The 15556-nt window shown below is 56.6% G+C and carries 1 protein-coding gene; it reads right to left on the reverse strand.

Annotated features, from left to right (window positions below; genetic code table 11):
• Window position 1: 1 nt before the first annotated feature.
• The gene (locus DMP05_RS01365) at window positions 2-15094 is read right to left on the reverse strand and encodes a DUF7507 domain-containing protein (protein WP_161957438.1); all 15093 of its coding nucleotides are present in this window, start codon (window positions 15092-15094) and stop codon (window positions 2-4) included.
• Between the last annotated feature and the right edge of the window lie 462 nt (window positions 15095-15556).

A 15556-nucleotide genomic window follows, 5' to 3' on the forward strand; every position in this document is an offset into this window, starting at 1 on the left:
CTTAGGCCTCCATTCCCGCGGGATGATTGGTGGCAACAGGGGACCCGCTTGGGTCTTTCCCGTCGTCGCCACCACCAAGAATGTTGTTCATATCGTTCTTCAGCTTACGCGTGTGGTTTCCGCGACGCAGCCACACCGCAACACCGTAGAGAGCAGTCAAAATCATGACCAGGATCATGTACCAATGCACGCAGCAATGCGCGGCCTGTTCCTTACCCAACGGGTTCTCGGAATCGTAAATCTGCTCTTCGGTGGCCTTATCGCCCGTCACCGTTTCGTAAGCCCCCTCGAGCGCGTCAGCAACGACATCTGCAGGACCGGCGGGTTCAGTCGCCGTGGGGGGCACGACAACCGGGCCACTGGGCTGCTGCGGACCAGGAGCAACCGGAGCAACGGCAGCTTCGACAGTGAGCACGCCGAGCTGCTCGGTAATCTCGTAGTTCGCCGGGTCAACCTCGCCCCACGTCAGGGTATAGGTGTTCGCGCTCGAGCCAACTTCAGTCTGGCTTCCCGTCGTGCGACCCGTTACGACATCGCCCGCAACCAAGCCGTCAACCTTCAACGTGGCGTTGGTAAGCGCGCTGCCGTCATAGGTCTTCGTGGCCGAGCCGGTTTCGACGCTCAAAGGCGCCGGGGTGACCTGGATTTCGCCGTCGATCTTGCGAATCTTCAGCTCATTGGTCACGTCTTTGCCCTGGGCGTTGCGAATCACGAGCGTGTCGGCAGTAGCAACAACCGTGCCGTCGGCGACATTGGTCGCGCTCGCGTTCGATTCAGCCTTCTCAAGCGTGTAGCCCTCGGGAAGCTCGCTCACCGAAACGGTGGCGCCATGCGCCTGGCCGTCGTAGGCGAAGGTTCCGCCCGTGGTGGTGACCACGATTTCGTCGGCGTTCTCGGTAACGGTGAGCGTACCGAGCTGCTCGCTGGCGAGCGTATAGTTCTTGGCCATCTGCTCGCTCGCAAACGTAAGCTCGTAGGTGTTGGTCGAAGAGCCAACACCGGGCTGCTCGCCCGTTACGACAAACGCCGCGTCGGAATCGCTCACAAGGCCATCGACCGCGCTGCCCTCAAGGTCGGCGCCCACGATGCCCGTGCCGTTGTAGACCTTGGTCGCGGCGGCGGTCACAACTGTGTAGGGCTTCGGCGTAATCTGGTAAGACTGAGCGACGCTGCCCGCATAGTTGCCCATGCCCGTAATAGTTACGGTAATGGAGCCGGTCACGTTGGTGAAGTCGGCCTTGGCCTCGCCGTTGGCGCCCGCGTAGGAAACGGCGTAGTCCACGCCCTCAACGAGCGTCTTTTCGCCGTCGGTCACAACGGGCACGAACTTCTGCTCGGCGCCGGTGTACACCTTATCGGAAGGCGCGCTCACCTTCATGCCGTTGGCATCGCCGGGCACGATGGACTTCGGCGTCACGGTAAGAGAGCCGAATGCCGCCTCAATCGCATAATTGTCAAGGTTCGTGCCGGGCTTCGCTTCCCAGGTGAAGGTATTGCCCTGAAGCGTGGTGCCTTCATCGGTGCGCGAACCGGTGAACGTAAGGTTCACGCCCTGGCCGTCAACGAATCCGTCGTTGGTCGCCAACGCCACGTCGCCATTCACGAGCGGAGTGCCGTCATAAGGCTTCGTAAGGTCACTCGATACGAGTTTCACGGCCTTCTTCAGAATTTGATACGTCACATCAACGGAGCCCTCATAGTTGCCCTTACCCTTCACGGTCACGGTCACCGTGCCCGCGTTGGTGGTATCGGCGCTATACGAAAGCTCGTAGTCGGTGCCTTCGGAAAGCGTGGTCTCGCCATCTTTCACCACAGGCTTCTGCTGCTGAGAGGCACCATTGTAGACAACATCGCTCGGCGTCTGCGCTTCGAACGCGCGCTTCAGGCTCGGGCCGTCAGGCTCGCTCGGGTTAGGCTGCGGCGTGTTGCCGATAGTCTCGGTGTCGCTGCCCGTAACCGGGTTGCCCTTCGGGTCGCTGCCCGTGGCGGTCGCGACGTTCGCAAGCGTACCGGCAGCGACGTCTTCCATCGTCACCGTATAGCTCGTGGTGAACGTCTTTGTCTCGCCCACGGCCAAATCGCACGTCTCATCAAGGCCGGTCTTCGCATCGACAACCTTCACGTTGGACAAAGCTACGTTGCCCGTGTTGGAAACCGCAATGGCGTAGTTCACAGTATCGCCCGTGCCATACACGCCCGCTTCGGCCTTCTTCTCAACGATCAGCGCACCGTTCATGGCCTCGGTCGTGGTGGTGGCAGAGCCTTCGTCCGTCACCGTGCCGCCCTTGGGATCGGTACCCTCGCCTTTGGCGACATTCACGATGGAGCCATTCACGATGTCAGATTCCTGCACGGTGTAGGAAGTGTCGAAGGTCCTCGATTCGCCCTTGGCCAAATCGAACGCATCGCTCGTGAAGCCGGTGAGCTCGTCGGTAACCACGACGCCCGTCAGGTCAACGTTGCCGTTGTTGGTAGCGGTGATGGTGTAGCTCACCGTGCTTCCGGCAGCAACATCAGCGGAGCCGTTATTCGATTTCTGGATGCTCAACGAAGGTTTGGCGGTCTCGGTCGGGTCATCCTTGGTGCCGGGCGCACCGGGATCAACCGGCTTGTTCGGGTCGGGCGACACGCCAGAAGCCGTGGCCTCGTTATGCACGCTGCCCGCAACCACGTCGGCCTGGGTGACCTCGTACACGTAGTTCACGCTGAATTGCTCGCCGGGAGCAAGCTCGGCACGCGTGTCACTCTGGCCCGGGGCAAGCGTGGCACCAGCCAGGTTATCGGCCGCCTTCACGTTGGTGAGCGTGAGGTTGCCCGTGTTCTCGACCGTCACCGTATAGGTAACTGCATCGCCTTCCTTGAGCAGCGTGCCTGCAGCGACGTCGCTCGTCTTAGTAATGCGCAGCGCCGGGTTTGAAGGCTCGATGGGCCTGTCGGTGTTCGCGCCGATGGTCTCGTCATCGGAGCCCTGCGGCGTAACGTCGGCGCCAGTCTTCGGGTCGTGAATCGGGTCGGCAGTCGCAGTTGCCACATTGGTATAGGAACCAGCGATGATGTCGGCTTCATCAACCACATGCGTGGTGGTGAAGGTGCGCGTCTCGCCCACGGCCAGCATATCGATGGTCTCGTTCAGGCCAGTCTGCCCGTCTGCGACCTTCACGTTCTCGTAGGGAACGTTGCCGTTGTTGGTCACCTTGATAGTGTAGACAACTCCCTCGCCGAGCTTGTAAGAGCCACTCGCGGAAGCTGCAGCGGTCTTTTCAACGTTCAGCGTGGCGTTCACCGCATCGACCGGCTGATCGTTTTCGCCAGGCGTAGGCTCAGGGTCGACCTTCGGGTCGGGCGTGGTGCCGCCAGCAGTGGTGGCAACGTTGAACACGCTGCCCGCCAGAATGTCATCGCTCGTCACCACATGCTTCGCGGAAATGGCATCGGTCGTAGCGCCGGGGGCAAGCTCGTCAATAGTAACGGGCTCGAAGCCATCGGCGTTGTTATCGATAACCTTGAAGCCCTTGGCGGTGAGGGTGCCGTTGTTGGTCACGGTAATCTTGTATTCGATGGTATCGCCCAACTTGAAGGCGCCGGATTCGCCCGTGCCCTCATTGGTGACGACCTTTTCAACCGCCAGGTTCGCGCTGCCGGGGACGAGAGGCTTATCGGTGTTCGCGCCAATGGTTTCAGTCGCTTCGCCCTGAGGCGTATGCGACGCGCCATTGCCGTCGAAAATCGGGTCGGCCTTTGCCGTAGCGGTGTTCACATACACACCGGCAACGATGTCTTGTTCGGTAATGACATGCTTCGCTTCGTACGTCTTCGTCTCGCCCACGGCCAGCGTGCCAATAACCTCGTTCAGGCCAGTTTGAGCATCGGAGACCTTCACGTTGCTGTACGCGACGTTGCCGCTGTTGGTCACGCTAATCGTATAGACAACCTCTTCGCCCAGCTGGTAGGCCTCGCCATTGGCGGGTGCGGCCGCTTGCTTGGCCACCGTAAGCGTCGTGTTCACGGGATCGACGATCTTCGTATCTTCGCCAGGCGTCACGGGAACTTCGGGAGCGGTCGGGTCGGGCGAGGTGCCCTTCGCCGTGGCGACATTATTCACCTTGCCCGCAAGCACATCGGCCTCGGTCACCGTATGGGAGGCGGTGAACGTTTCGGACGCGCCGGGCGCCAGGCTCTCGATGGTCTTCTCACCGAAGTTGTCGGCGTTGGCGTCGGAAACCTTCACGCCGGTCGCCGTGAGGTTGCCCGTGTTGGTAACCGTGATGGCGTATTCAATTGTCTCGCCGAGCTTGAAGGCACCAGCCTCGCCCGAGCCATTCTGCTCGGCATGCTTGACGATCGTGATGTGCGCGTTCGGCGTATCGGTGGGTTCGTCTTTCGTGCCCGGGGTCACGGGAACTTCGGGAGCATTCGGGTCGGGCGAAGTGCCCTTCGCCGTGGCAACGTTGGTCACCGTGCCCGCGAGCACATCGGCCTCGGTCACCGTATGGGTTGCCTCGAAGTCTTCAGACGCGCCGGGCGCCAGGCTCTCGATAACCTTCTCGCCGAAGTTGTCCGCGTTGGCGTCGGAAACCTTTACGTTGCTAGCAGTGAGGTTACCGTCGTTCACAACATGGATGCTGTAAACGATCTTTTCACCGAGCTGGTAGGCCTTGCCGTTTTCAGGCGTGCTCGTGGTGGTTTTAACCACAGTGATGTGGCCCGCCGCAGGACCCGTGGGGTCGGTGGTAGTGCCAGGCGTAACGTCGAGCGTACCGCCGCCGTTGGGGGTGCCCGTTGCGGTAGCGTTGTTGCGCACGTTACCAGCAAGCACGTCTGCCTCGGTCACCGTGTACACATAGTTCACCGTGGCAGATGCGCCCGGAGCCAGTGTCCCAACGTTGGCATTCTGGCCCTCAGCAAGCTGAACGCCAGCAAGCTCGTCGCTTACCGCAACGTCGTTCGCGGTAAGGTTGCCGTCGTTGGTCACCGTAACGGCGTATTCGATTGTCTCGCCCAGCTGGTACGCGCTGCCGTTGGCGGGCGTGCTCGTGGTCGCTTTTACGACGCTCAGGTGCGCGTTGAGCTTAGCAACGTCAACCTCGTCGGTATTCTTGTAGCTCTTGCCGTTGCCGAACGTGACAGTCGCGGTATTCACGAACGTGCCAGCCAGCAGGTCGGCCTCAGTGATGGTATAAGTCGCATGCGCCTCGATTGACGCGCCAGGGGCGACGTTCTTAAACACGCTCTGGTCGAGCGTGACGCCCTCGATTTCCGAGATGGTCATGGTCTGCGGCGTATCGTAGACGTTCTTCGCCGTAATAGCGAAGTTCACCGTGGCGCCAAGGTCATAGGTACCGCTCTCGTGGCCCTTATTGATGACCTTGCTGTTGTCAATATTGTCGGTCACCTTGAGCTTGCCGATGATTGGCGCAACGGTGTAGTTGCTTTCCTTAGCAGTACCATCCCACGCGATGCTGTAAGTGTTATCGCTTTCGCCCACATAAGTCTGCGAGCCCGTGGTGGCGAAGGTCACGGTTTCATTGTTCACGAAGCCTTCAATGGTGCCATCGGCGGTAAGCGCGTTGCCGTTGTACTCGGCCTTTGCGCCGTAGGTGGTCACCGTGAGTGTCGCAGGCGTCACTTTGATGGTGCCGGGGATCTTCTTGATATTGAGCTTATTGGTCACATCTTCGCCCTGGGCGTTTTTAATGACCAGGGTATCGGCGTCGGCAATCACGTCGTCGGTCGTGACATCGGTAGCCATCGCGCTCGACTCGGCCCTCTCAAGCGTGTAGCCCTCGGGAAGCTCGCTCACCGAGACGGTGGCGCCATGCGCCTGGCCGTCGTAGGTGAACTCGCCACCCGTGGTGGTGACCACGATTTCGTCGGCGTTCTCGGTAACGGTGAGCGTGCCGAGCTGCTCGCTGGCGAGCGTATAGTTCTTGGCCATCTGCTCGCTTGAGAACGTGAGCTCGTAGGTGTTGTTCTTTGCGTCGCCGCCGACCTCGGTCTGAGAGCCGGTCACGGCGAAGGTAGCATCGCTGCTGTCCACCAGACCGTCGACCGCGTTGCCCTCAAGCTCGGCGCCCTTGAGCGGCTTGCCGTCATAAACCTTGGAGCCGGTTGCGGTGGTAACGCTGTAGCCCTTGGGCAGGACCTGGTAGTTCTTCTCAATAGCGCCCGTGTAGTTGCCCTTGCCCATGATGGTCACGGTAATAACCCCGGTGACATTGGTGCGATCCTCGGTACTGTAGCTCACTGTGTAATCGTCAGCGGAGAGCTCCTTATCGCCGTCTTTCACGACGGGCGTCCAGGTTTGGTCGGCGCCGTTGTAGGTGACGTCGCTCGGGCTGCTAACGCTCATGCCATTATCGTCGGTAGGCATGATGCTCTTAGCCGTAACAGTGAGCTTGCCGTCGGTCAGAGACTGGATGTAGTAGTTGTCTTTGTTAGTAGCAGCACCCCACTCGATGCTCTCCTTTGCAGTATTGACGGAGGAGCCAACCTCGGTCTGGGAGCCTTCGGTTTGAGCAGTAGCGGTCTCACCGTCCACAAGGCCCTCGATAACGCCGCCTGCGGTGAGCGGCTTGCCGTCATAAGGCTTGGAAGCGCTGTCGGCAATGACCTTGAGCGGAGCAGGCGTAATCTTGTAGGTCTTGGTGGCGACGCCGGTGTAGTTGCCGGTGCCGGTAATAGTCACCTTGATGGTCTTCGCATCAGTGAAATTATCCGTGTCGTAGGAAACCGTGTAATCGGCACCCTCGACCAGTACGTTGCCCTTGGCGTCTTTGACCTCGGGGGTCCACTTATGCTCCTCGCCGTTATAAACGGAATCGGAAGGATTGCTCATAGTGACACCCGTGTAGCTCTCGGGATTCTTGGGGTCAGACACGATGGACTGTTCCGTTACCTCAAGGGTGCCGAGGTGTTCACCAATGATGTTGTAATTGCTCGCAGCACCAGCTTTGAGCTTGTACGATATGGTGTTTTCGCTCTTCCCAACCACAGTTTGGGAGCCAGTCGCATGAACCTGGCCGTCGTCGGCGAGGTCGGTCCAGATGAAACCGGTGTCAGCACGGTTCGGGCCCATGTCGACCCAATCCTTGGTGAGGGCAGTACCGTCGTAGACCTTGGTCGCACTTGCGGAAGTCAGCTCGACGTCGCGCTTATTAATAGTGAGGGTTTGTTCGGCGTACTTGTAACCGCTGTAGTTATCAGCAGAGGCGCGAACCTCGATCGTCACCGTACCGGCATTAATTGCCGTAATCTCAGACACGTTGCTGCGCCATTCGGCGTCGGGCGAGCCCTTAACGCGGTACTCAAGGCTCACATTAACGCCAGCAACAGACGCACTTGCGCTTGCCAAACCTGCGGAATGAGACTCGGCATTGTAAGTGTATTCGACGTTGTTGGGCGTGATGACCAGACCATCCTCTGCGGAAAGCGCAGTGATGGAGAGCTTGCCCTCTTTCTTGGTGATGTCGTAGTTGCCCGCCTTGAAGTTGACGCCCTCGTCGTAAACGATGGTATTGACAACCTCGCCCTCGGCAACCGTGGTCACGGAGCCGGTAGCGCGAACGTTGGTGACTTCGCCCTCGACAAAGCCGTCGCCCGTCACAGTGACATTAGGCCTGGTAAGAGCAGTGCCATCGTAGGGCTTAGAGTCTGTCGCGCTTTCGAGAACCACAGAGCGCTTGAGAATCTGGTATTCCACGTCGGCGCTGCCGGAGTAGTTGCCCTTACCGGTCACGGTAACGGTAACGGTGCCGACGTTTGTAGTGTCCTTGCTGTAAGAAAGCGTGTAGTCAACGTTCTTCGCCAGAGTCTTATCCCCGTCCTTAACGACGGGCTCCTCCTGCTGAGGCTGGCCGTTGTACGTGACGTTTGCAGGAGCCTCCACCGTCATGTTCTCGCCAGTCTTGATGTCCTTGGGCGTGATGTTCAGCCGACCATCGACAACCACGAACGTAACCTTGGAGAAGTTCTGGTTGTTGTTGGTGAAGTCGCTAGGCTTGAGCTCCATGTCGTAGGTGCCGACGTTTGTACCCTTGACAGTGTCGTTGCCGCTGAAGATGAAGTCGGATTTCTTGTACAACTCATTAGATGCCGAGAATTTATAGCCAGAGACAGACTTCTCGGTGCCATCGTACTCAACGTTGCCGCCGTTCTCGGCAATAGTGACGACGACCTCGTTCTCGTCAGCGGTCACAATGAGCTTGCCGTACTTGGGCGTGACCCAGTAGTCGGCCGCGCTGGTGCCCTCGTTGAAGGTATAGTCGAAGGTGTTATCGCTTTCGCCCTTCTCGGTCTGGGAACCGGTAACGTTGAAGGAAACGCCTTCGCCGTCGATAAAGCCAACACCTTTACCCTTGGCGGTTGCGGTGACGGTGCCGTTGGTAAGCGGAGTTCCGTCATACGGCTTGTTGCCGCCCTCGGAAGTCAGCGTCACAAGACGCTTGGTGATCGCGATGCCCTCGAAGCTGGTGGCGTACTGGCCTTCTGCATAGTTGGAGCCAGTGGCGCGCAGCTGCACGACCTGGTAACCAAAGTGGGTAATCGTGATCTGGGACGGGTCGCTCGTCCATGTTTTGCCATCAATGCTGTATTCGACATTCAGTGCATTGCCATGCTTATCGGTCGCGGTCGCGGCGTAGGCGGCAAGAGGCGTGCCCTCATAGACCTTCTGATTGTCGTGCGTGTTCCACGAAACACCATTCTGGTCGATTTCGCCGCCATCAATTTTGAGCCAGCCGTCCTCAACCACGAACTCGACGTTGGAGAAGTTCTCATTGGTGTTGGAGAACTGCTCCTTGGCAAGGTTCATATTGTAGCTGCCAACAGCGATACCCTTTGCGGTAGCATCGCCCGTAAACTTGACGTTGGTCTGTGCATAGAGGCTGTTATTGGTGGAGAAGTCATAGCCGGTCACGAACTGCGTGGAGCCGTTGTAGGACTTAGTGTCCTGCTTGCCCTTGATGGTGACGGTGACCTTATCGGTAACGGGGTTCACCTTCAGAGTGCCGTACTCGGGCTCGGCGAAGGTGTAGTTGTCCGCGCTCGTATTGGCGTTGAGTGTATAGGTATAGGTGTTTTCCGCCTCGCCAACGTTAGTGATGGCGCCGGTATAGGCAAAGGTCGCACCCTCACCCTCGGCGAAGCCGTTCACAAACTCCATATCTTGCTTGGCGTGCTCGTTACCGTCATAGGTCCACTCGTCAGAGGCGGATTTCATGGTGACAGCGGCCCTGTCGATGACGAGAGAACCGTTCTTTGTCGTAACCTCAAACTGGTCAGACACATCGTTGCCGTTAGCGTCCGTCACCACAGCGGTGCCGGTGATGTTGTTGGGGTAGGTGCCAGCGTTGGTCTTGACGGGGTTCTCGGTAGTAAGGCCAGAGACGGTATACGTGTTACGCTCGACCGTGGTGAACTCATTGGTCTCGATGCCAGTGGCAGAGTGTTGCTTGCCGTCGTAGGTGGCGGTATCTGAGTTGGCCTTGACCGTGATCTGGTACTTGGCGTCACGGTTGGTGACGGTCAACGTGCCGGGGGTGACGGTAATGTTGTAGTTCTCGGCCTTGGTGCCTTCGTTCAGCGTGTAGTTGAAGGCGTTGGCGCTCGAGCCGACAACAGTCTGGGATCCAGAGAAGCTATAGGTCGCTCCCTCGCCCTCGGCGAAGCCAGATTCCGTCGCAAGAGGAGTCTCGGTCTCGCCACCATTTTTGTTTGTGAGGGCCGTACCGTCGTAGGGTTTGGTGAGGTCGGCGGATTTCAGGGTCACGTCAGCCTTGGCGATGTCGACGTGACCGTCAGTCACGACAAAGGTGACGTTGGTAAAGTTGGTTGTATCGGCATTGGCGAACTTGCCGGGCAGGCCCATCTCGGTCTTGCCGGCATCGGTACGGGCAACCTTGCTATCTCCAGAAAACGCAACTTTGTCCTGCGTGTAGTACGTATTGTCGGACGCAAAGGTATAGCCCTCGGCCGTAAGCTCTTTGCCGTTGTAGGTGCCAGTTGCGGTTTTACCAGCAATGGTGATCGTTACAGGGGCCGTAATGGGGTCTACCGTCAGCTTACCCTCGGATTTTGCAATAGTGTAATTACCGTTCTCGCCCTCGGTCGCGCCGCCGGTGAGCTCATAAGTGAAAGTGTTGTCGCTCGAACCAGCATTAGTCTGCGATCCGGTCACATTTGCCGTAAAGCCCTGGCCGTCAACGAAGCCGTCACCGGAAACCGTAACAGTATCATTAGTAAGGGCGTCACCGTCGTAGGTCTTTTTGTCAGTCGCAGAGGTCAACGTGACCGCACGCTTAGTAACGGTCATGGAGCCGTCTTCGACTTCGAAGGTGACGTTAGAGAAATTCTTATTTGCGTTCTTGAACTGTTCGGCGCTCAAGCCCATTTGAGTAGTGCCCGCATCGGTGCGTGCCGCAGTCGCGGCGCCGCTGAAAGTAAAGTCAGTTTCGGCCGCAGGGTAGAGCGTGGACTCCTGGCCATCGACAGTCACACCGGTAACTTTGTAGCCAGAGACGCTCTGTTCGACGCCGCTGTACTTCTGGCTATCTTTATTACCTTCGATTTTAACAACAACGACAGCATGCGAAGCGGTGACCTCGAGAGTACCCGGCTTAGGGGTGATGTTGTAGTTCTCGGCCTTCGTGTTGCCCTTGAGCCTGTACGCGTCAATCACGTTGCTGGAACTACCGACCTCAAGTTGACTGCCGGAAACAGTCACGGAGTCCAGACCCTCATCGCCAACAAAAGCACCGTTAGTGATGTCATAACCATTGTTGGTCAGAGCGGTGCCGCTGTACGGCTTATTATCGCTTTTTGCGGTAAGCTCAATGTCGATAGGCTTAACAACGAGCCTCTCGGTACCGGTAACGTAGCTACCCTCGCCATAGTTCGCAGGAGAAGAGACGCGGACATTCACAATTCCGTACTCGCCGACATTCACGGCATAGACCTCATTGCGGTCAGTGGTCCAGTTGCCGTCCGACTTCTGGTATTCGACCACAAGGCTGTTGCCGTTTTGATCGATTGCGGTAGCCTCGCCCGCAATGTGATGCTCGCCGTTGTAGGTTTCCTCAACGTCGGTTGTGTTCAACGTCACATATTTATTGATATCACCCGCGCTCACAGCAAGAGAGCCGTAGCGTTTGGTGATGTTGTAGTTCTGCTCTTTAGCGTTACTCCAATCGAAATCAAAGGAATTGTCCTTCGTTCCAACATCCTTGATCGAAGCGAAATCCTTATAGGCAACGCTCTCACCATTAACAAAGCCATCGGAGTTGGGGTCGACATTCACCTTTTGCCAATCGTGATCTAGGCCATCGTAGGTGAAGCCGTGAGACTCGGAAACGAGAACCACATTGCGCTTATTGATAACGAGCTTGCCGTCAACCGTGGTTACATTGAACTGAGAAGTGACATCGTTGCCCTGGGCATCCTTCACCACGGCGGTGCCGACCACCTTATTGTCGTACTCGCCCGCATCGGTGGCGGAGACACTTGCGCTCAGGCCTTCAACGATGAAAGTTGCACCCTTGTCGTTGGTAAAGGTGGTATCAGCCACGCCAGAAACAGTGTACACGTTGCCGTTATAGGGCTTGGTGTCAGACTTAGCGGTAACCGTAATCTGGTACTTATCCTTATCGGAGCGAGCGTTGACTACCAATTCGCCAAACTTGAGCGTGACCTCGTAGTTATCAAGGTTAGTACCCTCGGTATAAGCAGGTTCAAACTCATTCTCGTACGTTCCAGGAAGAATGTTGTTCTCGTCGTACCAGGTGAGCTTGTCTTTGGCGAGAACGCCATCGTTGCCCACAAAGCCGTCGCCGCCTACCTTAAGGTTGGTACGGCGCTGCAGCGTCTTACCATCGTAGTTCTTGTGACCGTCCTCAGACGTAAGCGTAACGGCACGCTTATCAATCTTGAGTTCGCCATCGGTCACAACGAATTTCACGTTGGTATAGTTTTTGGCAGCATCGCCGGTAAGCGAGAACTGTTTTTCATTCAGGTTCATTGGGTAGGTGCCAGCATCGGCAGCCTTGACTTCCGCGGAGCCATTGGAAGCAATGTCATCCTTGCTCACGCCAGAAGGAAGGTCAGACACATCGTAACCCTCGACAGTCTGCTCATCGCCGTTATACTTCTCGCCACCCTTGTGGCCGGCAATCGTGATGGTGACCTCATTTTTAACGGGGCTGATATGCAAATTACCAGGGTTCAACTCAGTGACGATATAGTTATTGTCGGTGCTCACCTTGCCCACGGTGCCGTCGGCAAACGTGTAGGCATAGTCACCAGCATTGGTACCCTTGCCGCCATTGAGCGTAACGCCGTCGAAGGAAGCGATCGTTCCTTCGCGCAGATTAGTCGTGTACCCGTCGACGCTTTGCTCGGAGCCGTTATAGGTCTTGGTGTCGGAGTTCGCCGTAAGCGTCACGTTCTTGTAGTAGTAGAACTTGACAACGTTTTTGTCTTCATCGCCAGAAAGCGTGAGGCTTTTCGGATTGGGGTTCACCGCGGTATAGCCGCTGAACGATTTAGGCGCAATGCCGCTGATGGTATCGCCGCACTTATCAGAAGCTTTGTCGGTTTCAAACGGTTTATCGGAACCGTTCCAGTAGTATTCAACTCTATACTTAACGATATTCGCCCTGTAGAAGAAATCGATCGACGCATCGGTACCCACGACGCCCATCTTGGCCTCACCCGATACAGGAGTGTATCCGGGAATAGCGATCGGCTCCTGCGTGACCCTTTGGCCCTTCATATATCCGGTAAGGGTCTTAGACGGGGCAACAGGCTTCGTCGTTCCCTCGAGATAGTAGTTCACCTGGATTGACTGGTCGCAGGGCACATATTTGCCGTAATAGAAAACGTTTTCGCTTGTCGTAATGGGGAAGGTAACCGCCTGCGTGCAGGCTTCGTCGGAATACCAACCCATGAACTTGTACTTCGTGCCGTCGACGGTCTTCTCCGCCTCAGGAGCCTCGGGAGCAACGACCTGCGCCACGCCATCTTTGACTTCAAGCGTCGAAACCGAATATTGCTCGTCAAAGCCAGTCGCGCCGGGAGACTGAATCCAGAACGTCGCCGTCACAACCTGCTTAACTTTGATTTCGACCTTGCAGTCGAGATGGTAGACACCGCTGTTCTTGGAAATCTTGTAGGGGTGCAGAACAATAGCCTCGACGTCATCTTCGGTAATCGAGACGTGCAGCTTGTTCTGTATTTCGTTTTTGTAGTTGTTGAAAACCTGGCTCCAATAGGAATTGGCGCGCGGCAATGTCCAAGTGGTGCCAGTGGAACCATCGGGCCAACTTACGACACGGTTCGCAACGTTGTCCCACGTGTTTTTGCCGCTAAAAACAGCGCCATCGACATTCACTTTGACATTAAGATTGCTACTTCCGCCAGTCGGGAACCAGTCGCGCGCGGAGTTCGAATCGGGATTGCTCGTCGGGCCCTTCAGGAAGAAGAGCTTCGCGGAGTTCGTTTGCGCGGTCGACTTCGTTACCGTGACGTCATGCGTTGCCGTGAGCACTTTGCCGTCGGCGGCAATAGCGGTCGCCGTAATAGTGACTTTTCCTTCGGCCACGCCAGTCACTTTGCCGCTCGCGTCAATGGTAGCGATAGATGGATCGCTCGACGTCCACGTGACATCGGTGTCGGCATTGGTTTTAAGTATGATATTTTTGAATTGTTCGACGGTATCGGGGCCAGTGATTTCGAACGTCTCGTCGTCGGGCTTTTGGGTGGGAATCGGAATAACGATTTCGGATTGGTCGCCTAAATCGTAAATCCAGCCTTTGTCGGGCTTGATTTTCACCGTGTAGTTGCCAGGCTGTTTGAAATCATCGGGATTATGCCAGTATTGTGACGCATTAAGCTTCACGCCATCGCGATAGTATTCGAATGGGTAGAAAGACCCGCTAGGAGCATCTCTCATAAGATCGATGATTTTGCCGGTTTCGTTGTCTTTAATCTGGGGGATCCAGAAGCAATCGTCACCAACCGATTTTGCTGCGGGCTGAACGACGGTAAACGAACGCTTTTTAACGGTCACGTTAAACTTGAAGCAATCGTCACCTTGGTTGTGCCACACACCTTGCCCGTCGATGTAACCCAAAGAAATCGTGGTGGGTTTCGAAGAACCGATAAAAGCCCAATTGCTGGTTGCTGTCAATTTAAGGGTTTTCTTATCGGCGGAAACTTCCCAACCGGGGAACAGCCCAGTGTCGCCATACCAGTTGTCGATTTTCATATCACCGTTGTAGGTAAGAGTAATCGAATCACCCTGGGCAACAACATTCGGCCCAGAAATGGGGCCATCACTGACAGCCTTTGCGGCATTGCTTTCCTGGGTTACGGGTTCGTCAATCGATACGGCATTTTCAACAGACGCAGTAACTGCGTCTTTTTCGGTTTCAAGGGTGATGGTCACGCCGGCCTCGAAGGCAGAGGCCTCAATGGTGTAAACACCGGCATCGTCGGCAGCAAGGGGCGATTGCTGTCCGCCAACGTTTACGAGCACGCGATTCAGCTTGTAGCCGTTATCGGGCACCACGGTGAATTTGAAATCATTGCCCGAAGGCACGGTGACTTTGGTTGCGGGCAGGCTGATAACGGCATCGGTGCCGTCGGCCTTTTTAATAGATGCGTTGTTCAGCTCAAGTGCGATATCGTACTCAGATTTCACCTGAGCGGCGGCATCGGCAGAAGCTGCCTTGTTGGCGGAAGGCTGGGAGGGCTGCGTCGCGGGCTGCTCGCTTGCCGCTGCAGCGCTCGTCGAAGCGGCCGTATTCGCATCGGCAGCCTGATTGGCGCTGGAAGCTTCAACCGCTTGCTCGCTCGAGGCCGGCACCGCCGGCTGTGCAGCAGACACATCGGTCGCACCCGTCGCGCTTTCCTGCGTTTGGGCCACTTCGCTTTGCGCGGCAGAATCGTCGTTCGCGAACACTTCAGCCGGGTTTACTGCGGGCCAGCCAAAGCCCAACAGAACCACCGACAACACCACCGAGAGGGCCTTGTGCCCAAACGAGTAGCGATCAGCCAAGCTTGCCGCTTTGGTTTTCTGAGCCTTCTTCGTTTTCTCGTTCATTTCAATCCACCCCATCGACCGTTTGCCTTCGGTCGGTTGTCTTGCTGTTTTCGGCAGCACATGCCCCCTAGCCCAAAATCGAATATGAGGTTTGATTTTGGGCCAGGGGCACATGGCACTACTTAATCAGGATGATTTTACCATTAAAGTAAATCTACGTATACAGCGCGAATTTATCGGTTGCCTTCATAATGCCTGTTCATTAGACCGTTACAGCAAATTTATAAATTGCTGTAACCTTTGTTCCATTTTTCGCCGCAACAAACAATTCACATTGCGCCCCACCAAAAGCTGAAACAATCCTCAAAACTTTCTTCACTTGGAGCATGAAAAACCGCGCACCGCGCACACATGGGCAGGCGCTCGACCTTGACCGCAGCGGGCGCATACCAAACTGCAATCCCGAATCGCCCTGCACATGCCGCGCGCCGCAGAAACCACAGGCGCCCGTTAGAAGCACCC

Origin of the sequence: Slackia isoflavoniconvertens (genome assembly GCF_003725955.1) — a bacterium.
Classification (GTDB): domain Bacteria; phylum Actinomycetota; class Coriobacteriia; order Coriobacteriales; family Eggerthellaceae; genus Slackia; species Slackia isoflavoniconvertens.

What these genes read in the sequence shown, in the direction of transcription:
- DMP05_RS01365 (WP_161957438.1), bottom strand. Translation starts at nt 15,094, where the DNA reads ATGAACGAGAAAACGAAGAAGGCTCAGAAAACCAAAGCGGCAAGCTTG.